At 68.7% G+C, this 20,648-nt stretch carries 16 protein-coding genes; 10 read left to right on the top strand and 6 right to left on the bottom strand.

Annotated elements, in window-relative coordinates; genetic code table 11:
• Positions 1 to 69: 69 nt before the first annotated feature.
• Genes CFE50_RS17875 through CFE50_RS17850 form a run of 6 tightly spaced genes read left to right on the top strand, consistent with a single transcriptional unit; the run spans position 70 to position 6,983 of the window.
• The gene (locus tag CFE50_RS17875) at positions 70 to 2,466 is read left to right on the top strand and encodes a TonB-dependent receptor (RefSeq protein ID WP_286736461.1); all 2,397 of its coding nucleotides are present in this window, start codon (positions 70 to 72) and stop codon (positions 2,464 to 2,466) included.
• Between the two features lie 11 nt (positions 2,467 to 2,477).
• Positions 2,478 to 3,395 carry an ABC transporter substrate-binding protein gene (locus CFE50_RS17870; protein WP_430695142.1) on the top strand — a complete coding sequence of 306 codons (918 nt, stop codon included), beginning with the start codon at positions 2,478 to 2,480 and terminating at the stop codon, positions 3,393 to 3,395.
• Positions 3,392 to 4,393 (top strand): FecCD family ABC transporter permease, encoded by a 1,002-nt coding sequence (locus CFE50_RS17865; RefSeq protein WP_241810080.1) that lies wholly within the window; start codon positions 3,392 to 3,394, stop codon positions 4,391 to 4,393. The genes CFE50_RS17870 and CFE50_RS17865 overlap by 4 nt, the downstream gene beginning before the upstream one ends.
• Entirely contained in the window at positions 4,383 to 5,414 is a 1,032-nt protein-coding gene (locus CFE50_RS17860; protein WP_286736458.1) for a FecCD family ABC transporter permease, read from the top strand. Before CFE50_RS17865 ends, CFE50_RS17860 begins: the two co-directional genes overlap by 11 nt.
• Positions 5,415 to 5,424: 10 nt before the next feature.
• Positions 5,425 to 6,222, top strand: a complete 798-nt coding sequence (locus tag CFE50_RS17855; RefSeq protein ID WP_077172836.1) for an ABC transporter ATP-binding protein — start codon at positions 5,425 to 5,427, stop codon at positions 6,220 to 6,222.
• An 8-nt stretch (positions 6,223 to 6,230) separates the two neighbouring features.
• Complete coding sequence (locus tag CFE50_RS17850; protein WP_286736456.1) at positions 6,231 to 6,983, top strand: IucA/IucC family C-terminal-domain containing protein; 753 nt, start codon at positions 6,231 to 6,233, stop codon at positions 6,981 to 6,983.
• A 13-nt stretch (positions 6,984 to 6,996) separates the two neighbouring features.
• Here the strand turns inward: CFE50_RS17850 and CFE50_RS17845 are convergent, their stop codons facing one another.
• Entirely contained in the window at positions 6,997 to 7,893 is an 897-nt protein-coding gene (locus CFE50_RS17845; protein ID WP_173147413.1) for a LysR family transcriptional regulator, read from the bottom strand.
• Between the two features lie 86 nt (positions 7,894 to 7,979).
• On the opposite strand from CFE50_RS17845, the gene CFE50_RS17840 reads away from it, so the two are divergent.
• Genes CFE50_RS17840 through CFE50_RS17825 form a run of 4 tightly spaced genes read left to right on the top strand, consistent with a single transcriptional unit; the run spans position 7,980 to position 12,318 of the window.
• Complete coding sequence (locus CFE50_RS17840; protein WP_286736454.1) at positions 7,980 to 8,756, top strand: SDR family NAD(P)-dependent oxidoreductase; 777 nt, start codon at positions 7,980 to 7,982, stop codon at positions 8,754 to 8,756.
• A gap of 1 nt (position 8,757) precedes the next feature.
• On the top strand, positions 8,758 to 9,513 hold the full coding sequence (locus CFE50_RS17835) for an SDR family NAD(P)-dependent oxidoreductase (protein WP_286736452.1): 756 nt from the start codon (positions 8,758 to 8,760) through the stop codon (positions 9,511 to 9,513).
• A 40-nt stretch (positions 9,514 to 9,553) separates the two neighbouring features.
• Positions 9,554 to 10,954 carry an aspartate aminotransferase family protein gene (locus CFE50_RS17830; RefSeq protein ID WP_286736450.1) on the top strand — a complete coding sequence of 467 codons (1,401 nt, stop codon included), beginning with the start codon at positions 9,554 to 9,556 and terminating at the stop codon, positions 10,952 to 10,954.
• Positions 10,951 to 12,318 (top strand): glutamine synthetase family protein, encoded by a 1,368-nt coding sequence (locus CFE50_RS17825; RefSeq protein WP_286736448.1) that lies wholly within the window; start codon positions 10,951 to 10,953, stop codon positions 12,316 to 12,318. Before CFE50_RS17830 ends, CFE50_RS17825 begins: the two co-directional genes overlap by 4 nt.
• Positions 12,319 to 12,333: 15 nt before the next feature.
• Here CFE50_RS17825 and CFE50_RS17820 read toward each other — a convergent pair whose 3' ends face one another.
• From CFE50_RS17820 to uca, 5 genes are all read right to left on the bottom strand, one after another.
• Positions 12,334 to 13,041: an RES family NAD+ phosphorylase gene (locus CFE50_RS17820; RefSeq protein ID WP_286736446.1), complete on the bottom strand. Its 708-nt coding sequence runs from the start codon at positions 13,039 to 13,041 to the stop codon at positions 12,334 to 12,336.
• Positions 13,035 to 13,439, bottom strand: a complete 405-nt coding sequence (locus tag CFE50_RS17815; RefSeq protein ID WP_286736444.1) for an antitoxin Xre-like helix-turn-helix domain-containing protein — start codon at positions 13,437 to 13,439, stop codon at positions 13,035 to 13,037. The genes CFE50_RS17820 and CFE50_RS17815 overlap by 7 nt, the downstream gene beginning before the upstream one ends.
• A gap of 102 nt (positions 13,440 to 13,541) precedes the next feature.
• Positions 13,542 to 14,867, bottom strand: coding sequence for a tetratricopeptide repeat protein (locus CFE50_RS17810; protein WP_286736442.1), 1,326 nt, complete (start codon positions 14,865 to 14,867; stop codon positions 13,542 to 13,544).
• Positions 14,868 to 15,105: 238 nt separating this feature from the next.
• Positions 15,106 to 16,908, bottom strand: coding sequence for an allophanate hydrolase (gene atzF, locus CFE50_RS17805; protein WP_286736440.1), 1,803 nt, complete (start codon positions 16,906 to 16,908; stop codon positions 15,106 to 15,108).
• Positions 16,909 to 16,919: 11 nt separating this feature from the next.
• Entirely contained in the window at positions 16,920 to 20,519 is a 3,600-nt protein-coding gene (gene uca, locus CFE50_RS17800; protein ID WP_286736439.1) for an urea carboxylase, read from the bottom strand.
• Positions 20,520 to 20,648 lie beyond the last annotated feature (129 nt).

Here is a 20,648-nt window from a genome sequence, read left to right as displayed (position 1 = left end):
AAAGTCTGTCCCCTTTTTCGTACCTGTCGGTCATTAACGGCATAGGACAACCAAAAGGAGGGGGATTCGATGGTGGCGTTGGTATTGCGTCCGTTGCTGCGCACGGGCTTGCTGGTGGCGTTGAGCGGTACTCCCTGGTGGGCCGGTTCGGTTGTGGCGCAGGAGGCGCTCCGTCGGCATTACGAGATTCCCGCGGGCAGTCTCGTCCAGGCCCTGACCCGCTTTGCCGCGGAATCTGGCGTCAATCTGGCGGTGGACCCGAGTCTGGTGGGCAGTCGCTCCAGTCGCGGGCTGCTGGGCGACTATGGGGTAGAGGAGGGCTTTGCCCGCCTGCTGGCCGGCTCCGGTCTCAGGCTCCAGCCCTTGGGCCAGGACGACTTCACTCTGGTGCCGGCTGCAGAGGAGACCGGCGTCCAGCAACTGGCGGCCACCTTCATCGTCGCGTCCAGCCTGCAGGTGGAAGACGCACCCTACGCCGGCGGCCAGGTCGCGCGGCAAGGCTCCCAGGGATTGCTGGGCAATCGCGACTTCATGGACACCCCCTTCAGCCAGACCTCCTACACAGCGCAGACCGTGCAGAACCTGCAGGCGCGTACCCTCAGCGACCTGGTCGCCAGCGACCCTTCGGTGCGTTCCACCAACCCATCGGGTGGACGCTTCGAGCAATTCACCATCCGCGGACTCAGCCTCTATAACAGCGATGTGGCCTACAACGGCCTCTATGGTGTGCTGCCGACCTATTCCATCGACATGGAGATGGCCGAACGGGTCGATATCCTCAAGGGCCCCAGCCAACTGCTCAACGGCATCTCGCCACGCGGCAGCGTCGGCGGCGGCATCAACCTGGTGCCCAAGCGCGCCACCGACCAGCCCATCACCGAATTCACCGGCAGCTATGCGTCCGACAGCCAGGTGGGCGGGGCGGTCGACATCGGGCGTCGCTTCGGCGAGGACAACCGCTTCGGCCTGCGCTTCAACGGTGTCAAGCAATCCGGCGACACCACCTGGGATCACCAGCACGTCGATCGCCAGCTGGGCGTGCTCGGCCTGGACTATCGCGTGGAGCGCCTGCGCCTGGGTCTGGATCTCGGCCATACCGAGCGCGACACCGACGCGCCCCAGGAGCGGGTGCTGGTGGGCGCCAACGCCCGGGTACCCGATGCCGACGACGTGCGCCACAACTATGCCCAGCGCTGGACCCGCGCCCAGACCAAGGACACCTTTGGCGCTCTGCGTGGCGAATTCGACGTCGACGACTCGCTGATGGTCTATGGCGCCGTGGGCGCGCGCCGCAGCGATCATGATTTCCTCCGCCACAATGTCTCCCTCACCAACAACGCCGGCGATTTCAGCGTCCAGCCGCGCGACTTCACCCGCGACGAGAACGTGCGTACCGCCAACCTGGGCGCGCGCAAGTGGCTGCAGACCGGACCGGTCAGCCACGAACTCAACGTCAGCGCCGACTACTTCTACATGGATTTCGAGAACGGCGGCGGGCGCTACGCCAGTGGGCCGAGCAACCTGTACAACCCCAGTGACCTGCCCGCGCCGGGCGTCCAGACCCGCTCCGACGGCAAGGACTACACCGAGAACCGCTTCAGTGGCGTGGCCCTGGCCGACACCCTGGGCTTTTTCGACGATCGCCTGCTGGTGACCCTCGGCGCCCGCTGGCAACGGGTCAAGGTGGACGACTGGTCCGATGGCGTGAAGCAGGCCACCGCCTACGACGAGGAAAAGCTCTCACCGTCGGCGGGCGTGCTGTTCAAGGCCAGCGAGCGGCTGTCGCTCTATGCCAGCTACATGGAGGGCTTGAGCCAGGGCAAGATCGCGCCCTCATCCGCGATCAACGAAGACCAGATCTTCCCGCCCTTCGTGAGTCGCCAGGTGGAATTGGGCGCCAAATACGACTTCGGCCCCGTGGCGGTCACGGCCAGCGTCTTCCGCATCAAGCAGCCGGCCTACGAGACCAATGCCACCAGCCGGGTCTTCGGCCCTAATGGCAAGCGGGTCAACGACGGGGTGGAGCTGAACGTGTTCGGCGAGCCGCTGGCGGGATTCCGCGTGCTTGGCGGCCTGATGTACATCGACAGCGAGCTCAAGGATACCGTGGGTGGCGCCGTCGACGGCAATCGCGCCCCGGCCACGCCCAGGCTCAATGCCAACCTCGGCGCCGAACTGGACATCCCGGCGGTGCCGGGCCTGACCCTGACCGGGCGGGGCATCTATACCGGTTCCCAGTACCTGGACCAGGCCAACAGCAAGCGAATCGATGCCTGGCACCGCTTCGACGTGGGGGCGCGCTACGCCTTCAAGGTCGACGCCACCCGGGTGACCCTGCGAGCCTCGGTGGAAAACGTGATGAACGAGCGCTATTGGGCCTCGGCAGGGGCTCCCGACGATGCCGAGCCGGGGCTGACGATTTCCACCCCGCGCACCCTGGTGCTTTCGACCAGCCTGGCGTTCTGACGGCCTTGACGTTGCATCGTCGTGGCACATCCGGTCTGACCCGTCGGCAACTGCTCACGCGTGGCGGCGTGCTTGTCACCGGCCTGGCGCTGCCGCCAGGCGTGGCCCGGGCCCAGTCCACGCGCGTGGCCACGCTGTTCCAGGGCGCCACCGACAGCGCCGTGGCCCTGGGGCTCAGGCCCTGCGGGGTGGTGGAGTCCTGGAGCGAGAAGCCCGTCTATCGCTACCTGCGCCCGGCGCTGGCGGGGGTGCCCTCGCTGGGCCTGGAAACCCAGCCGAGTCTGGAGGACCTGGCGCTGCTGGCGCCGGACCTGATCGTCGCCTCGCGCTTTCGCCATGGCCGGATCGCGTCGTTGCTGCAGCAGCTGTGCCCGGTGGTGATGCTGGAGGAGGTCTTCGAATTCAAGCAGACCTTGCTGGCCCTGGGCACTGCTACGGGGCGTGAAGCGGACGCCACGGCCCTGCTGCAGGCCTGGCAGGCGCGCATCGCCCACTTGCGCGAGGCGCTGCAACGCCACTACGGCGCCCAGTGGCCGCCAACGGTGGCGGTTCTGGATGTGCGCGCCGATCACCTGCGCAGCTACCTGCCCGACAGCTTCGCCGGGCGGGTGCTCAGCGAGCTGGGCTTCGCCTGGCCAGCGGCCAGCCAGGGCAGCGCCGCCTCCTCGATCAAGCTGACCTCCCGGGAAAGCCTGCCGGTGGTGGAGGCCGATGTCTTCTTCGTCTTCCTGCGCGCCGGCCAGGCCGCGGTGCAGCGCAACTACGCGAGTCTGCTCGAGCATCCGCTCTGGCAACGCCTGAGCGCGCCCCGGCGCGGGCAGGTCTGGCGGGTCGATGGGGTGGCCTGGAGCCTGGGCGGCGGCATGCTCGCGGCGAATCGGTTGCTGGACGACATCGAGCGCGTCCTGGCCGAACAGGGGGCCGCATGAGCGCACCCTGCAGATTGCTGCTGCTCGCACTGGCCCTGGCGCTGATCGCCGTGCTGAGTCTCTCGGTTGGCGCCCGCTGGATCGCGCCGGGTACCGTAGTGACGGCGCTGGCGCAGGATCCCTCGCTGGCGCTGGACGCCACCCTGGTCAACACCACCCGCCTGACGCGCCTGCTGGTCGCCCTGGTGGTGGGCGCCAATCTGGCAGTGGCCGGCGCCCTGATGCAGGCCATGACCCGCAATCCCCTGGCTTCGCCGGGGCTGTTCGGCATCAACGCCGGCGCCACCTTCGCCCTGGTGCTGGGCATCACCCTGCTGGGGCTGTCCAGCACGGAAGGCTGGGTACTCTGCGCGCTGCTGGGCGCGGCGGTGGCCGGCACCCTGGTCTGGACCCTGGGCAACCGGGGCCAGGCGCGCCTGACACCGCTGCGCATCGTGCTGGCTGGCGCCGCCCTGGCAGCCCTGTTCACCGCCTTCAGCCAGGCGCTGCTGGTGATCAACCAGGAGGGCCTGGACAGCGTGCTGTTCTGGCTGGCCGGGTCGGTCGGCGAACGCAACCTCGCCATGGCTGCGCCGCTGCTGGTGTTCAGCCTGCTGGCCCTGGGCGCCGCCGTGGTCTTGGCTGGGCAGCTCGATGTGCTGGTCGCCGGTGATGACCTGGCCCGTGGGCTGGGCCAGCCCATCGGCCTGATCCGGTTGCTGGCCGGGATGCTGGTGATCTGCCTGGCCGGCAGCGCTGTGGCCCTGGCCGGTAACATCGGCTTCATCGGCCTGATGGTGCCGCACCTGGTGCGCGGGCTGTTGGCCCGCGCGCGACACGAGCATCGCTGGCTAATCCCCGGCTGCGCCCTGGGCGGGGCCCTGCTGCTGGTGCTGGCCGACAGCCTGGCGCGGGTGGTGATCCTGCCCCAGGAGGTGCCCGTGGGCATCATGACCGCGCTGTTCGGCGGGCCCTTCTTCATCCATCTGGCCCGCCGGGGAGGCCGCCATGGCCGCTGAGATCGTCTGGCGCCTTGGCCGTTTCTCCCGCCGCCTGGCCCCGGCCACCCTGGGGCGGCTGGCCGTTGCCGCGCTGGTGGCCCTGGCGGGCCTGCTGCTGTGCCTGTGCCTGGGCAAGGTCTGGTTGACACCCGCGCAGGTGTTCGCCGCCTTGGCCGACGGCTCGCACGGTGGCCTGGGTTTCATCGTCACCCAGCTGCGCCTGCCGCGGGCGCTGCTGGCGGCCCTGGTCGGCAGCGCCCTGGCGGTGTCCGGCCTGTTGCTGCAGGGCCAGGTGCGCAATCCCCTGGCCTCGCCGGACCTGCTGGGCATCACCAGTGGCGCCAGTGCCGGGGCGGTCTGCTATCTGGCGGTCCTGGCCGAGAGCCTGGGATCCCATGGCCTGCCGCTGGCCGCCATGCTCGGCGCGGGCCTGGCAGCGCTGCTGGTCTATGGCCTGGCCTGGAATCACGGCGCCTCGCCGTTGCGGCTGGTGCTGGTGGGGGTAGGGGTATCGGCCATGCTCGCCGCGGCCACCATCTTCCTGCTGGTGTTCAGTCCGCTGACCACCACGCTGTCCGCCTACGTCTGGCTGACCGGCAGCGTCTATGGCGCCAGCTGGCCGGAGGTGCGCGCTCTGGGCCTGTGGTGGCTGGTCCTGCTGTTGCCGCTGGCGGCCCTGGCGCGCCACGCCGTGCTGGCGCAACTCGACGACGACCTGGCCCGCGGCCTCGGGGTACGCCTGCAACTGCAGCGCGCGGCCCTGCTGGCACTGGCCGTGGCCCTGGCCGGGGTGGCCATCGCCTGGGGGGGCGCCATCGCCTTCGTCGGCCTTATCGCGCCCCACATCGCCCGCCGCCTGCTGCCCGCGGGTTTCGCCGCTCAGGCACTGATGGCGGCCCTGGCGGGGGCGTTGCTGGTGATGCTCGCCGACCTCCTGGGTCGTACCCTGTTCCGGCCCCTGGATCTGCCGGCCGGCATCTTCGTCGCCGCCCTGGGGGCACCCTTTTTCCTCTACCTGCTGATCCGGCAGCGTCCCTGAAGGAGTCTGCATGGCAACCCTGGCCAGCCGCGGCCTGACCCTCGGCTATGGCACCCAGACCATCATCGAGGCCCTCGATCTCGAATTACCGCCGGGTCGCGTCTCGGTCCTCATCGGCAGCAACGGCTCCGGCAAGAGCACCCTGCTCAAGGCCTGCGCCCGGCTGCTGGAGCCGCGCCAGGGCCAGGTGCTGCTCGACGGCCAGGACATCCACCGGCAGTCCACCGCCGCCCTGGCCCGGCAACTGGCGGTCCTGCCGCAGACCCCGGTGGCGCCCGAGGGCATCAGCGTGCGGCAACTGGTGAGCCTGGGCCGCTATCCCTACCAGAACTGGATGCGCCAATGGTCGGCTGACGACGCCGCGGCGGTGGACAAGGCGCTGCGCCTCACCGACCTGCTGGCGTTGGCGGAGCGACCGGTGGACGACCTCTCCGGTGGACAGCGCCAGCGCGCCTGGATCGCCCTGACCCTGGCCCAGGACACCGATTGCCTGCTGCTGGACGAGCCCACCACCTACCTGGACCTGGCGCACCAGATCGAGGTGCTGGACCTGCTGCGTCAGCTGAATCGGGAGGAGGGCAAGACCATCGTCATGGTGCTGCACGACCTCAATCTCGCCTGCCGCTACGCCGATCACCTGGTCGCCGTCCATCAGCGTCGTGCCTTCGCCCAGGGCGCACCCGCAGAGGTATTGACGGAGGCTTTGGTACGCGAGGTGTTCGCCCTGGAATGCCGGATCATCGCCGATCCCTATTTCGGCACGCCGCTGTGCATTCCCTTCGGTCGCGAGGTACCGCCATGTGCCTGAGGCCGGCCTTGGCCGCTGAGCATCTTCAGGTATTGCGCGAGACCTTTGGCCTGCGCGAGACGAGCGAGCGCGCTGCGTTGCACAGCCAGCCGGTTTCCGCCTGGCTGGACCCGGCCCGGTGCGCTGAGCTGCTCGATGACCTGGCGGCGCGGATGGAAGCGCCGTCGCGCCGTGTTGCGGCCTCCTTGCTGACCAAACGGCTGGGGTTTCTTACCATCGGCGTGGCTTTCTATGCCCTGTCAGCCGCGGGTCGCCAGATGGATCTACGGCCGGGCAACGTTTGGATCGAAGACGGCTTTGTGCAGGGGCGCTGGCAATCGTCCCTGCCGCTGGGAGATGACCGTCCCTTGCCCGCGCCGGGAGATCATGCCCAGCTCCGTGCCCAGGTGGCGCATACGCTGTTTGGCGAGTTGCTCGGCCCGCTGTGGGAAACCCTGGCCAGGGTAGGGCGGGTCTCACCGCGGATTCTCTGGGAAAACGCCGCGGTGCGGCTCTATTCCTTGTATGACCAGCGCCTACCCGAACTCGCCGCGCCTGAGGCGCAGGCTCGCTGCGCCGAAGACTTCGCTTGGCTGCTGGCGGCCGCCCCCGCCGAGCTGGGGCTGGAACTGAACCCACTGGCACAGTTTCGACGACCGGCAGTCGCCAATGCGGTAGGCCGAAGCATCCGTTTCCGGCGCACCTGCTGCTTCTACTATCAGGCCACCACGCCTGCCGAATACTGTTCCAATTGCCCGCTGATCCGTCCCCGCGAGACCTGATTCCCCCGATTCGCTACTCCGGCTTGGTGCCGATCTGCTCTCGCAAGAGTTGCAGATAGCGCCGCGCGCCCAGGCCCTGGGGGCGGTTCTTGATCCAGATGACGTCGATCCAGCGGCGGATCTGGCTGGCCATGTTGTCGAATTGCACCTGTTCGAGCAGGCCGGCGGCGATCAGCGGCCGCACCAGCGGGTGGGGCAGATAGGCCCAGCCCAGCCCGGCCTGCACCAGGTCCAGCGTCGCCAAGTAGCTGTCGGTCAGCCAGACCCGTTGCGACAGCACGATCTGCGGATCCGAGGCGTTGCGATCGCCGCCGGCCACGACGATCTGGCGGGTGTCGGCCATCAGCGTTTCGCCCAGTGGCCGATCCTGGCGGGAGGCAGGATAGCCGGGCGCGGCCACCGCCGTGAGCAACTGGCTGCCAGCCTCGGCGAAACCTTCCAGCGCGTTGATCCCCGGGCGCTCGAAGATCAGCGCCATGTCCACGCTGCCCTCGTGCAGCAGGCGGATCGCCTCGGCGCGGGCCGCCGAGCGGATCTCGATTTCCAGGGCTGGAAACTCCTCGGCCAGGGTCACCAGCGGCCGACTCCAGGCGCCGGTCTGCAACTCCGGCGCCATCACCAGCACGAAGCGCCGTTCCAGCCCTGCGTGCAATTGCAAGGCATGGGCGTCGAGCAGCGTGAGCTGGCTGGCCACCTGCCGCGCCTGGGGTTCGAGGGCGCGCGCGGCGGGGGTCGGCAAGGCCTTGCGGGTGGCGCGATCGAACAGCACCAGGTCCAGCTCGGCTTCCAGCTGGGAGATCGCCATGTTCACCGCGGAGGGCACCCGCCCCAGCACACGAGCCGCGGCGGAAAAGGAGCCCTCGTCGATCACGGCGAGAAAGACCCTGAGCGTTTCGCTGGTAAAGGCCATGGTTGTCAATTTTTCTGATAACGATCGTCTTTTTGTATCAGCCAAACCGGCTTACAGTCCAGCCAGACAACAGCGGAGACAGCCACATGAGCGAGTCGATGGCGGGCCAGGTGGCCCTGATCAGCGGTGCCGGCAGCGAATCCGGTATCGGCATGGCGATCGCCCGGCGCCTGGGCGCGGCGGGGGCGCGGTTGATCGTCACCGCCAGCAGTGCCCGGATCGCCGAGCGGGTGGCGGAGTTGCGCGCCGCCGGCTTCACTGCTGAAGGCCGGGCGCTGGATCTCACCGAGGAAGCGGCCGTTGGCGAGTTCTGCCAGTGGGCCGAGGCGCGCTGGGGCCGTATCGACATCCTGGTCAACAATGCCGGCATGGCCATGCAGGGCAGTCCCGAGCCCCTGGTAGAGGTGGCACGGATGAGCCTGGCCGACTGGAATCTGACCCTGACGCGCAACCTGACCACGGCCTTTTTGCTGACCCGTGCCGTGTTGCCCGGCATGCAGGCGCGCGGCTATGGCCGCATCGTCCATGTCAGTTCCGCCACCGGCACCCGGGCGGGCATTCCGCAGGCCGCGGCCTACAGCGCGGCCAAGGCGGCCATGGTCGGCATGAACATGAGTCTGGCGCTGGAGGTGGCCGGGCAGGGCATCACGGTCAACGCCGTGGCGCCCGGCTGGATCGAGACCGCCTCCAGCCTGCCGGAAGAATTGGTGGCCGCGACCCGGGTCCCCGTGGGCCGCGCCGGTCGTCCCGCCGAGGTCGCCGCGGCAGTGGCCTTCCTGGCTTCGCCCGAGGCCAGCTACATCACCGGGGAATACCTGGTGGTGGACGGTGGCAACAGCCGCATCGAAAACAAGGGGGCCTGACATGCAGCCGGTCGTGCTGATCAGCGGAGTTTTGGGTGGCATCGGCCAGGCGGTGCGCGCGCACTTTCTGCAGGCCGGCTGGCGGGTCTTCGGCACCGATCTCGACGGCGCGGCCCTGGCGGCGCTCGAAGCCGAGGGTGGCCTTGCCGGCCAGCACGCCGCCGACCTGCGCCAGGCCAGCGCCAGCCGGGAGGTGGTCGCCAGCGCCCTGGACCGCCTCGGTCGGCTCGATGCCCTGGTCAATTGCGCCGGTGTCTGGCGCGAAGGCCCGGCCGAGACCTTCAGCGAGGAAGACTTCGACCTGGTGCTGGACGTCAATCTCAAGGCCAGTTTCTTTCTTTGCGCCGCGGCCATTCCCGCGCTGCGGGACACCCGGGGCGCCATCGTCAACCTGAGCAGCGATGCCGGTCGCCAGGGCAATCGCAATGCCGCCGTCTACTGCGCCAGCAAGGGCGCGGTAACCCTGATGACCAAGGCCCTGGCGCTGGACCTGGCGCCCAGCGGCGTGCGCTGCAACAGCATCTCTCCCGGCGATGTGGCGACGCCCATGCTGAGCTTTCAAGCGGAGCGCTATGGCGACGGCGATCCCGCCGCCTACCTGCAGGAATTGCTGGAGAAATATCCGCAAGGCGAGCAGGCGCGCTTCATCCAGCCCGAGGAGGTCGCCGAGCTGGCCTTTTTCCTGTGCCAACCCGCCGCCCGCTCCATCACCGGCGCCGACCTGGCCATCGATTGCGGCGTCTCGGCCGGGCACTGAGCCCGGGCCGATCCGCCCTCCACCCCAAGAGGAATCCGACATGACCACCAGTGGTATCAGCGAAGCCGCCGTGCAGACCTTCGTCGCCGCCGAACGCGAGCGCTTCCTGGCGCGCAATCCCAAGTCCCTCGCCCTGGCCGAGCGCGCCCGGCACTCGCTGTTCGGCGGTGTGCCCATGCACTGGATGAACGACTGGTCGATGCCCAGCGCGCTGTTCGTCAGCCATGCCCAGGGCTCGCGCTTCCATGACGTCGACGGTCACGAATACATCGACTTCTGCCTGGGCGACACCGGCAGCATGTTCGGCCATTCGCCGGCGCCCATCGCCCGGGCCCTGGCCGAGCAGGGCGCGCGCGGACTCACCACCATGCTGCCCGGCGAGGATGCCGTGGTCGCCGGGGAATTGCTCGCCGAGCGCTTCGGCCTGCCGTTCTGGCAGGTGGCGACCACCGCCACCGACGCCAACCGCTATGTCATCCGCTGGGCGCGCGCCATCACCAATCGCAAGATGCTGCTGGTGTTCGACGGCTGCTACCACGGCACCGTCGACGACGTCATGGTGCGCCATCAGGAGGGGCGCACCGTGCACCGCGGCGGCCTGATCGGCCAGGCCCACAACCTGGCCGAGACCAGCCGGGCGGTGCCCTTCAACGACCTGGCGGCGCTGGAGGCGGCACTGGCGAAAGGCGACGTCGCCGCGCTGATCTGCGAACCGGCCATGACCAACATCGGCATGGTGCTGCCCGCCCCGGGGTTCATGGAGCAGGTCCGCGCCCTGACCCGGCAGTACGGCACCCTGCTGATCATCGACGAGACCCATACCCTGTCCACCGGCCCCGGCGGCTGCACCCGCGCCTGGAATCTCCAGCCGGACTTCATCACCTTCGGCAAGCCTATCGCCGGTGGCGTGCCCTGTTCGGCCTATGGCTGCAGCCACGAGATGGCCCAGGCCATGCGCCTGGCGCAGCAGCACGCCAGCGAGACCAGCCACGGCCATGGGCACAGCGGCATGGGCACCACGCTGTCGGCCAATGCCCTGGCCATGCGCTGCCTGCGCGTCAGCCTGGAAGAGGTCATGACCCCGGCCGCCTATGCACGGATGCTGCCGCTGGCGGCGCGACTGGCCGCCGGCCTGCGCGAGGTGATCGCCCGCCATGGCCTGGCCTGGTCGGTGACCGAACTGGGTGCCCGCTGCGAATTCCAGTTCTGCGCCACGCCGCCCACCACCGGTGCCGAGGCGGAAGCCGCCTTCCACGACAGCCTGCAGCAGGCGCTGCATCTCTACCTGATCAACCGGGGCATCCTCATCACCCCCTTCCACAACATGACCCTGTGCTGCCCGGATCTCGATGCAGCGGACGTCGACCGCCTGCTGGCCACCCTCGACCAGGGCCTTGCCGAGCTCCTGGCGCTGCCAGGCGCCCGGGAGTGTCAGCCATGAACTTCGCCGACGCCCGGGAAGCCCGCGACTTCCTCGCCGCCCACCCCGAGGTGCGCAGCATCGAACTCATGCTGATCGATGCCAATGGCGTGCCGCGCGGCAAGCTGCTGCACCGTGACGAATTGCTGGCCATCTACGAGGAGGGTCGGCCGCTGCCCAGCTCCATCCTGGCGCTGACCCTGCAGGGGGAAGACGTCGAGGCCACCGGCCTGGTCTGGGAGGTCGCCGATGTCGACTGCTGGACCTATCCGCTGCCCGGCAGCCTGACCCTACAACCCTGGCGCAGCACCCCGACCGGCCAGGTGCAGGTGAGCATGCACCCGACCCAGGGGCTGCCGGCCACCCCCGCCGATCCCCGGCATGCCCTGGTGCGGGTGATCGAGCGACTGCAGGCCGACGGCTTCCAGCCGGTGATGGCGGTGGAGCTGGAGTTCTATCTGCTCGACCGCACCCGCGACGCCCAGGGCCGGCCGCAACCGGCGCTGCAGATGAATGGCGTGCGACCCGGCTCGCCGCAGGTCTACGGGGTCTACGAACTGGAGCAGCTGCAACCCTTTCTCGATGACCTCTATGCCGCCTGCGAGGTGCAGGGCCTGCCGGTGCGCACGGCCATCTCCGAATACGCCCCCGGCCAGCTCGAACTGACCCTGCTGCACCGCTTCGATGCCCTCCAGGCCATCGACGAGGGCATTCGCTACAAGCGCCTGGTCAAGGGCGTGGCCAACCGCCACGGCCTGCAGGCCTGCTTCATGGCCAAGCCCTTCGGCGACCAGGCGGGCAGTGGCCTGCACCTGCACGTCAGCCTGGCCGACGCCGAGGGCAACAACCTCTATGCCAGCGAGGATCCGCAGGGCACGCCGCTGCTGCGCCATTCCATCGGCGGCATGCAGCACCGGATGCTGGATGCCCTGGCGATCTTCTGCCCCAACGCCAACTCCTACCGCCGTTTCCAGGCCAACAGCTATGCGCCGCTGGCCAAGAGCTGGGGGGTCAACAACCGCAGCGTATCCTTGCGCGTGCCGGGTGGTCCGGCCGGCAGTCGCCACATCGAACACCGCATCTGCGGCGCCGATGCCAATCCCTATCTGGCGGCGGCCGCCATCCTCGCCGCCATCCATGAAGGCATCCGTGACGAACGCGACCCGGGGCCGGCCACTGTCGGCAACGGCTACGAACAGGCCACCGACTTCCTGCCCACCGACTGGCTGACCGCGCTGCAGGCGCTGGAGCGCTCCAGCTGGATCCGCGAGGCGCTGGGGGAGCGTTTCGTCGAGGTGTACCTGGCCATCAAGCGCGCGGAATACCGGCAATTCATGGCCGAGGTGGGTGAGCAGGACTGGCGCTGGTATCTGACCCACGCCTGAGGGGTCGTTGCCCGGTCAGTCCGGCTCGCCCGGCACGGCGGTGAGGCGATTCACGCTGATGATGCCGCCATTCCAGATCATCTCGACCGGCGCTGCCTGGACCACGGCACTGACCAGGTGCGGAGTTAGCAGCGCCCAGCAATGGCTACCGGGGCGGCGTACCGAGCGGTAGCGCAGACCTGGGCAGCCGGCGCGTTTGGCGGCGGCGCCCAGACTGCGCGCCGCGCTGTAGTCCAAGGGATCATGGATAGGGTCTACTGCTGCTAGCACCAGGGCGTCGCGCAACCCCTTCTCGGAGAAGCTCACCGAAAGATTACGGAAGACGAAACGCTCGTACTTCAGTGCCGGCACCTTCGACCAGTAGGCCTGCTGATGATGGTGGACTTCGGCAAGGGCGGTATCGGTATGGTCGGCCAGATAGAGAACGCCGAAGGTGCCATCGCTGAAGCGCGAACCCTCTGGATTGACATGAGTGAAGGGCGCTGTCGCATAGGAGCAACCCGAGATGCCGAAGGGAATCTGGTCGCGGGGAATCAGCTCCAGACGCCCCAGCTCGTTTTGCAGTCGCGGGTTGGTCAACACCTGCAACTGATAGAGCACGGCGAAATCTTCGGCATTGGCGACATCGTCGAACAGATGGATGGGCGGGAATTTGGAGTTGACCAGGCGATGCCCCTGTAGACACTCATCCGCCAGCAGGGGCAGGTCCTCCAGCTTCACCATCCGGCACCGCGCAGGACATCGATACGCCGGAAGGTTTCATAGAGGGAGATCATGTCGCCTTGGGCCATTACTTCCAGAGGCGAACGGCCATTGAAGAATTCATTGTGATTGGCCATGGCGACGAAGCCATAGACGTTTTCCGGATTATCGAAGACCACGCGCAATGCGGAATGCATGTTCAGTACCAGACTGACACGCTGAAGTTGATCGGAATCCAGGTTTACCGCCCAGTCAATTTCTCGCTGCGACGCTCGGGCATAGGTGCTACGCGAGATGCGCAGGATTCGGCAACTCTGCTCGCAGGACGCCTGCCACTTGTTCAGGATATTGAGCGCTGCCCGTAGGCCAACCGTGCTCTGACTTTTCGAAAATTGCTCAATGGCAGCGAGCTGGGACATGAGAACCTCCAAATCTGTAGAGACAAATATAATAAATTTGTGCCTGCAGATAAAGACACTTTGCCGCATAGCTATTGAAGACGGCTAGGCGGAATTTCCAACTCAGAACGCCAGGCTGGCCTGCCAGCGCCGATCCCGGGTGGAGGGCCGCCGGTGCAGCCGCTCGTCCAGCAGCGCCGCGGCCCTGGCGTGTTCACCGCCGCGCAGCAGGGCGACCAGCAGGGTGTCTTCGATGACCTCGCGCTGGGCGCCACTGCCGCCGATACGAGCGATATCGGCGCGCAGCGGTTCCAGCAGCCGAGCGCAACTCGGGTAGTCAGCCTCGGCGAAAGCCAGCAGGGCGCGGCAGAGCAGGGGGACCACCGGTCCGGCGGCCAGGGCGCCGTCGCGCAGATGGCTTTCCAGTCCCGCAATACGGTCTTCCAGCGCCAGCCGATCCCCGGTCGCCGCGGCGATCAGCGCCATATGGACGTCGGCGAAGGCCAGCCCCGGTTGCTGGAACAGCCCCTCCGCACTGGCGGCGGTAGCTTGCCAGAGCTCGGCGGGCACCTCATGGCCATAGAGCCCGAGACGCCAGAGAAAGGAGGCGTTGTCGCTGACTCTATTGAGCGGGCCGGCGGTGGACGCCGCTGGCGCCACGAAGCGTCGATAGAGGTCCAGCGCGCCCTGGCTGTCGCCCCGTTCCAGGGCCACCAGGGCACCGTGCCAGGCGATATGCCCATGCAGGGTGCCGTGGCGCGGATACTCGGGCAGCCAGCCGGCGATCAGGGCCTGCGCGGCCTGGCTGTCGCCGGATTCGTGCAGGACATGGGTCAGGGCATGGGCCGCATTGACGTTGTGACGGTGCAGCTCGAGTGCCCGCTCGGCTAGCGCCCGACCGCGAACCACGTCGCCGTTTTCGCCATGGGACCAGCCGCGGTAGGTCAGGAACCACCAGTCGTCCGCGGCGAAATGGCGGGCATGGCGCTCGCAGAGGTCGACCCGCGCCTGGTCATGATCGGCGCGCCCGGAAAACGCCAGCAAGCCAAAGGCCCCCAGCGGCAGGCCGAGGATCAGGATGTCGCGCGGCCAGCGCTCGGCATGCTCCAGCGCGCCCTGCAGCGCCTGGGCAGCTTCCCCGGCGATCAGCCGCCGCAGGACCTCGACATGGCTGTGCTCGCGCTCCGTGCCAAGTCGCTCGACCAGCCGCTGCGCCCGCGCGATGCTCTCCCGGGCCGCACCGGCCTGGTTGTCGATCAGCTGCAGCCGCGCCCGCGCTGCCTGCGCCAGGGCGAAGTCGGGATCGGCCGCGATCGCCTCATCCAGCGCCTCGGCCGCCCCGGGCCAGAGCGACAGCAGCAGGTCGACGCCGGCGCGATAGCGCTCGGCGGCGTGGGCGGAAGGGGTGGACAGGGGGAGGTCGTAGCGGTCGGTACAGGAGAGAGGCATGAGGGTGTTTCGATCTTCAAGCAAGGAGGCGCCACTGCCCAGCAACGGTCAGCGGCTCGAACACCCTTGATAGCAGGCGGCCACGGGTACGGCTAGCGCCCGCGGCTCATGGCGGCTTGAAAGAAGCTCATGAATAGCGGACGGGTGCTTGCGTCCACCGCTTGTACAGCGGCGGCTAGAAGCGGCGCTGCGCATCCTGGCTGATACGGTGGCTTCGCCGCCTGGCTCGTTTCCCGACCTAAACGGCGCTGCGACTTGCCAACCACGCCCGCCACCCACCATGGTCGGTAATGTCCTCGGCGCCGGCCAGGCCGTAGGGCTCGCAGATGAAGCCGGTTTCCCAGCTGCCATCGGCCAATTCCACCTTGCCCAGGCCGAGCGGGGCGGGGATGCCGGTGAGAAAGCTGCCCAGTTCGCTGCTGGGCAGCTCCCAGACTTCCACCTCGATGGCGGCGCCGTCTTCGGCGACCCGAACCATGCCCGGACGGAGCGGCGGGCCGCCGGCCAGGGCGTGGAGGCGATAGTGCGGCGCGCTCCGGGTCAGGGCGAGGCGTCGGCCGCCACGGGCGAGCAACTGGCCGTTGAGCGGCAGTCCCTGCAGGTGGGCACCGCAGACCACCAGGCGGGCGCGGTCATGGCGGGCAGGGCGTGCCGGCAGGCTGGCGCCTGGGAGGGCGCCGCCAACCAGGGGCAGGCCCTGGGCGTCCTGCAGGGCCGCGGCCAGGCTCAGCAGGTACTGGTCGGTGAAGACCCGGCCGAACAGCGTCACGCCCCAGGGCAGTCCATTGGTCATGACACCGGCTGGCACGGCCACGGCGGCGTAGTCCAGCAGGTTCATGAAGTTGGTGTAGTAGCCCAGGTCGGCGTTGCGGGCGACCGGCTCGGCGGCCAGTTCGGCCAGGGTCACCGGCCGTGGATAGGTGGGGGTAAGCACGCAATCCAGCTCGGCCAGCAGGGCATCGCACTGGGCTTTCAATGCCTGCAGGCGATAGCCGGCGCGAAAAGCGTCCACTGCCGTGGTGCCGGGCGCCTTTTCCAGCACGGCGCGGATCACCGGCAGCACTGCGTCCGGTTCGGCCTCGATCAGGGCGCCGGCCACGCTGTAGCGCTCGGCCACCCAGGGGCCCTCATAAAGCAGGCGTGCGGCTTCCAGGAAGGGCGCAAGATCCAGCGGCACGGCTTCGCCACCCAGGGCTTCCAATTGCGCCTTGGCGGCCGCGAACAGCGCCGGGCTTTCCGGGCAGCCGAGGAATTCCAGCTGGGTCGGGACGCCGAAGCGAAAGGGCCGCGGGCGGCCGAAGGCACTGGCGTCGTTCCACTGCGGATTGGCGCGGCTGTAGGGATCGCGCGGATCGAGGCAGGCGGTGAGCGCCAGCAGGGTGCTGGCTTCGGCGGCGGTGGCGGTAAAGAAGGTCACGCAATCCAGGGTCTGGCAGGCGGGCACCACGCCGGCGGTGGACAGCAATCCCTTGCTGCCCTTGAGGCCCACCAGGTTGTTCAGCCCCGCGGGTACGCGCCCCGACCCGGCGGTGTCGGTGCCCAGGGCGAAGCTGGCGACGCCCAGGGCCACGGCCAGGGCCGACCCGGCACTGGAGCCGCCGGAAGGATAGTCCGGGTGGACGCTGTTGCGGCAGGCGCCATAGGGCGAACGGGTGCCGTTGAGGCCGGTGGCGAACTGGTCGAGATTGCACTTGCCGAGGGGCACGGCGCCCAGGGCGACCAGCTGCTCCACCAGGGTCGCCGAGCGCTCGGGCACATAGGCATAGGCTGGGCAAGCCGCCGTGGTGGGGATGCCGGCGAGGTCGATGTTGTCCTTGATGGCGAAGGGGATGCCATAGAGCGGCAGCTCGGCGGGATCGCGGTCGTCCAGGGCGGCGAGATAGGGCTCCAGCTCGGCCGGGGTCAGCAGGTGGATGAACAGCCGGTACTCGGGATTGAGCTGGGCGGCTCTTTCTAGCAGTTCAGCGATGAGGACTCGTGGTGTCTGGGTACCGGCGGCATAGGCGGCGCTCAGGGTGTCGAGGCGCAGATCGAATGTCATGGTGGCTTCCTTCACGTCTTGTCGATGACCAGCAGGCGCTGGCCGGCGCGGATCGGCGAGCCGGGCTGGACCTGCAGGTCGTGGATCCGGCCGCTGCAGGGGGCGAGCAGCGGGATTTCCATCTTCATGGACTCCAGGATCAGCAGCGGCTGGCCGGCTTCCACCTGATCGCCCGGTTGCACCTGGGCCTGCCAGAGATTGCCGGCCACCGGACTTTCCAGGGCCAATTGGTGGCTGGCGAGGGGGGCGTCTTCGGTGGCTTCGACGGCGGCTTCCTGGCTGTCGAAATGCGCCTGGCCGGAGTCGATCCAGCGTTGCCGCTCCGCGGCGAAGGCGCTCTGCTGACGCCCGCGAAAGGTGGCGATGCCCTCGGCTTCGCGGGCCAGGAAGGCCTGGTAGTCGGCCAGGGACAGTTCGCTCTCTTCGATGCGCAGGGGTACCCGTCCCAAGGGGAAGTCGGCGCGGATGCGCAGCAATTCCTCCGCCGAGACTTCATAAAAGCGGATCTGATCGAAGAAGCGCAGCAGATAGGGTTGGCCGTGGAAGGCCTCGACTTCGCGATAGCGATTCCACATCTGCAGGGTGCGCCCGACGAACTGGTAGCCGCCGGGGCCTTCCATGCCATAGACGCACAGATAGGCGCCGCCAATGCCCACCGAATTTTCCGCGGTCCAGGTGCGCGCCGGGTTGTACTTGGTGGTCACCAGCCGGTGGCGCGGATCAAGGGGGGTAGCCACCGGTGCACCCAGATAGACATCGCCGAGGCCCATCACCAGGTAGCTGGCGTCGAAGACGATGCGCTTGACCGCCTCCAGGGACTCCAGGTCATTCACCCGGCGGATGAACTCCAGGTTGCTCGGGCACCAGGGGGCGTCCTTGCGTACCGTGGTGGTGTATTTCTCGATGGCCAGGCGGCAGGCCGGATCGTCCCAGGACAGCGGCAGATGGACGATGCGCGAGGGTACCCGCAGGTCCTGGGCATCGCCCAGCGCCTGCCAGCAGCGACTGACCGCCGCCAGCAACTCGGCCAGGGGCAGGGCTTCGGGCTGGTAGTGCACCTGCAGCGAGCGGATGCCCGGGGTGAGCTCGCACAGCCCGGGCAGCGCCAGGGCGGCCAGCGCCTGCATCAGGCCGTGGCCGCGAAAGCGCAGGGCGAGGTCCAGCTCCGGTGGGCCGATCTCCAGCAGCAGATGGGTATCCCCGGAAAGCCGCGCCACCAGGCGCTCGGCGCCCTGGCCCAGGTCCAGCACCACGGGATCGCCGCGCTCGGGAGCGATGGCGATCTCCGCCTGCGGCTGCAAGCTGCTTTCCTCGGCCAGGCGTGCCAGCTGCAGACGCCGTGCGGTGGCCAGGTGCACCGGCAGGAAGCGCACCCGGTCACCGGCCTTGAGCTGGCCCAGTTGCCAGAGATCGGCTTCGATCACCGTGACCGGGCAGACGAAGCCGCCCAGGCTGGGGCCGTCCGGGCCGAGGATGACCGGCATGTCGCCGGTGAAGTCCACGGCGCCGACCGCATAGGGATTGTCGTGGATGTTGGAGGGGTGCAGACCGGCTTCGCCACCGTCTTCGCGGGTCCATTCCGGCTTGGGCCCGATCAGGCGCACACCGGTACGACTGGAATTGAAGTGCACCTCCCAGTCGGTGGCGAGAAAGAGGTCCAGATAGGCCGGGCTGAAATAGTCCGGTGCACCATGGGGGCCATAGATGACGCGCAGGGTGCGGGTCTCGGCCAGTTGGGTGGTCAGGGCGGCGGGTAGCCGGGCCTCCGCATGCGCGTCGGTCAGCGGGTGCAGGTGCAGCACGTCCCCGGCGCGCAGGGCGCGGCCACCGTGACCGCCGAACTGACCGAGGGTGAAGGTGCTGCGACTGCCCAGGTACTCGGGCAGGTCCAGACCACCTCTCAGGCAGAGATAGCTGCGGGCGCCGGCGCCGGTGATGGCGCCCAGCTGCAGGATGGCACCCGCGGGCACGCGAAAGACGCTGTCCATGGCCTGGGGCTGGTCATCCAGCAGGATCGGCAACGCCGCGCCGGTGACCGCCACCACGGCCTCCGTGTTGAACCTGAGGGTGGGGCCGGCCAGGGTGATTTCCAGAGCGGCCGCGCGGCCGTCGTTGCCGAGCAGGCGATTGCCCAGGCGCAGGGCGCGGTCGTCCATGGGGCCGGAAGGGGGAATGCCCACCGACCAGTAGCCGAGGCGTCCGGGGGCATCCTGCACCGTGGTCTGGGTGCCGGCGCTGAGCACCTCCAGGGTGGTGGCCTGGTAGGTCAGGCCTTCCAGGCAGCGGGTCCAGGGCTGGCCGCTGGCGAAGGGCGCGGCGGCGAGGATCTGCCGCAGGTAGTCGCCATTGGTTTCCACGCCATAGAGCCGGGTCGCGGCCAGGGCCTGGTCGAGACGCTGCCGGGCCGAGTCCCGATCCGGGCCCCAGGCGATGACCTTGGCCACCAGCGGATCGAAATAGGGCGGGATCTCGCAGCCGGCTTCGACCCAGGTGTCCAGGCGCAGCGCCCGGCCATCCGCCGGTGGAAAGTCGACCTGGGTCAGCAGGCCCGGGCTGGGCTGGAAGTCGCGACCCGGGTCTTCGGCATAGAGTCGCGCCTGGATGGCATGGCCCTGGGGCTGCAGCCCCGCGGCGAGGGTTGCCAGCGGCGGCAGGTCGCCGGCGGCCAGTTCGATCATCCAGCGCACCAGGTCTACGCCCCAGACCTGCTCGGTGACGCCGTGCTCGACCTGCAGGCGGGTGTTCACTTCGAGGAAGTAGAAGCGGTCGGCGGCGCTGTCGTAGACGAACTCCACGGTACCGGCGCTGCGATAGCGCACCGCGCGCGCCAGCTCCAGCGCGGCGGCGCAGAGCGCCTCGGCCATGCCGGCCGGCAGGTTGGGCGCCGGGGTTTCCTCCAGCACCTTCTGGTTGCGGCGCTGCACCGAGCAATCGCGTACGCCCAGCGCCAGGACCTCGCCCTGGCCATCGCCGAACACCTGCACCTCCAGGTGCCGCGCCCGCTCGATGTATTTCTCCAGGAAGACGCCGGCGTCGCTGAAGTTGTTCTGGCCCAGCCGGCGCACGGCGTCGAAGGCCTCGGCGAGTTCAGTGTCCGTGCGGCACACGCGCATGCCGATGCCGCCACCGCCGGCGGTGCTCTTGAGCATCACCGGATAATCGATCTCCTGCGCGGCCGCCAGGGCTGCCTCCAGGGTCTCCAGCAGCTCGGTGCCCTCCAGCAGCGGCACGCCCTGGGCGCGCGCCAGGGCCCGCGCCGTGTGCTTGAGTCCAAAGGTGCGCAATTGCTCGGGGGTGGGGCCGACGAAGGCGATGCCGGCCGCTTCGCAGGCTTCGGCGAAGGCGGCGTTCTCGGAAAGGAAGCCATAACCGGGGTGGATGGCCTGGGCGCCGCTCTGGCGCGCGACCTCGAGCAGCTTGGCGGTGTCCAGGTAGGTGGCCGCGGCGGCGCCTTCGCCCAGGCTGAAGGCCTGGTCGGCCTCGCTGACATGGCGGCTGGCGCGATCGGCTTCGCTGTAGACGGCGACCGCGGCGACGCCCAGGTCGCGCAGGGTGCGCTGGATGCGGCAGCTGATGGCGCCACGGTTAGCGATGAGCAGGGTGGTGAACATTCGAGGCGTCCTCGAAGGCGGCGGGCCGTCCCGCCAGATAAAAGCTCTCGGGGTCGTCCCCAAGAGGCCGCGCGAGGGCGGTGGGTCAGTCGGCGTCTAGCGCTTGCCGCGGTAGCCGTAGCGTCCGGC

The sequence above is a fragment of the Pseudomonas sp. PGPPP4 genome, from assembly GCF_002256045.1.
Lineage (GTDB): Bacteria > Pseudomonadota > Gammaproteobacteria > Pseudomonadales > Pseudomonadaceae > Chryseomonas > Chryseomonas oryzihabitans.
This window is presented reverse-complemented; position numbering and strand designations above follow the sequence as displayed.

Coding starts and splice junctions, on each gene's coding strand:
- CFE50_RS17875 (WP_286736461.1), top strand. CDS start 70: ATGGTGGCGTTGGTATTGCGTCCGTTGCTGCGCACGGGCTTGCTGGTG.
- CFE50_RS17865 (WP_241810080.1), top strand. CDS start 3,392: ATGAGCGCACCCTGCAGATTGCTGCTGCTCGCACTGGCCCTGGCGCTG.
- CFE50_RS17860 (WP_286736458.1), top strand. CDS start 4,383: ATGGCCGCTGAGATCGTCTGGCGCCTTGGCCGTTTCTCCCGCCGCCTG.
- CFE50_RS17855 (WP_077172836.1), top strand. CDS start 5,425: ATGGCAACCCTGGCCAGCCGCGGCCTGACCCTCGGCTATGGCACCCAG.
- CFE50_RS17845 (WP_173147413.1), bottom strand. CDS start 7,893: ATGGCCTTTACCAGCGAAACGCTCAGGGTCTTTCTCGCCGTGATCGAC.
- CFE50_RS17840 (WP_286736454.1), top strand. CDS start 7,980: ATGAGCGAGTCGATGGCGGGCCAGGTGGCCCTGATCAGCGGTGCCGGC.
- CFE50_RS17835 (WP_286736452.1), top strand. CDS start 8,758: ATGCAGCCGGTCGTGCTGATCAGCGGAGTTTTGGGTGGCATCGGCCAG.
- CFE50_RS17830 (WP_286736450.1), top strand. CDS start 9,554: ATGACCACCAGTGGTATCAGCGAAGCCGCCGTGCAGACCTTCGTCGCC.
- CFE50_RS17825 (WP_286736448.1), top strand. CDS start 10,951: ATGAACTTCGCCGACGCCCGGGAAGCCCGCGACTTCCTCGCCGCCCAC.
- CFE50_RS17820 (WP_286736446.1), bottom strand. CDS start 13,041: ATGGTGAAGCTGGAGGACCTGCCCCTGCTGGCGGATGAGTGTCTACAG.
- CFE50_RS17815 (WP_286736444.1), bottom strand. CDS start 13,439: ATGTCCCAGCTCGCTGCCATTGAGCAATTTTCGAAAAGTCAGAGCACG.
- CFE50_RS17810 (WP_286736442.1), bottom strand. CDS start 14,867: ATGCCTCTCTCCTGTACCGACCGCTACGACCTCCCCCTGTCCACCCCT.
- atzF (WP_286736440.1), bottom strand. CDS start 16,908: ATGACATTCGATCTGCGCCTCGACACCCTGAGCGCCGCCTATGCCGCC.
- uca (WP_286736439.1), bottom strand. CDS start 20,519: ATGTTCACCACCCTGCTCATCGCTAACCGTGGCGCCATCAGCTGCCGC.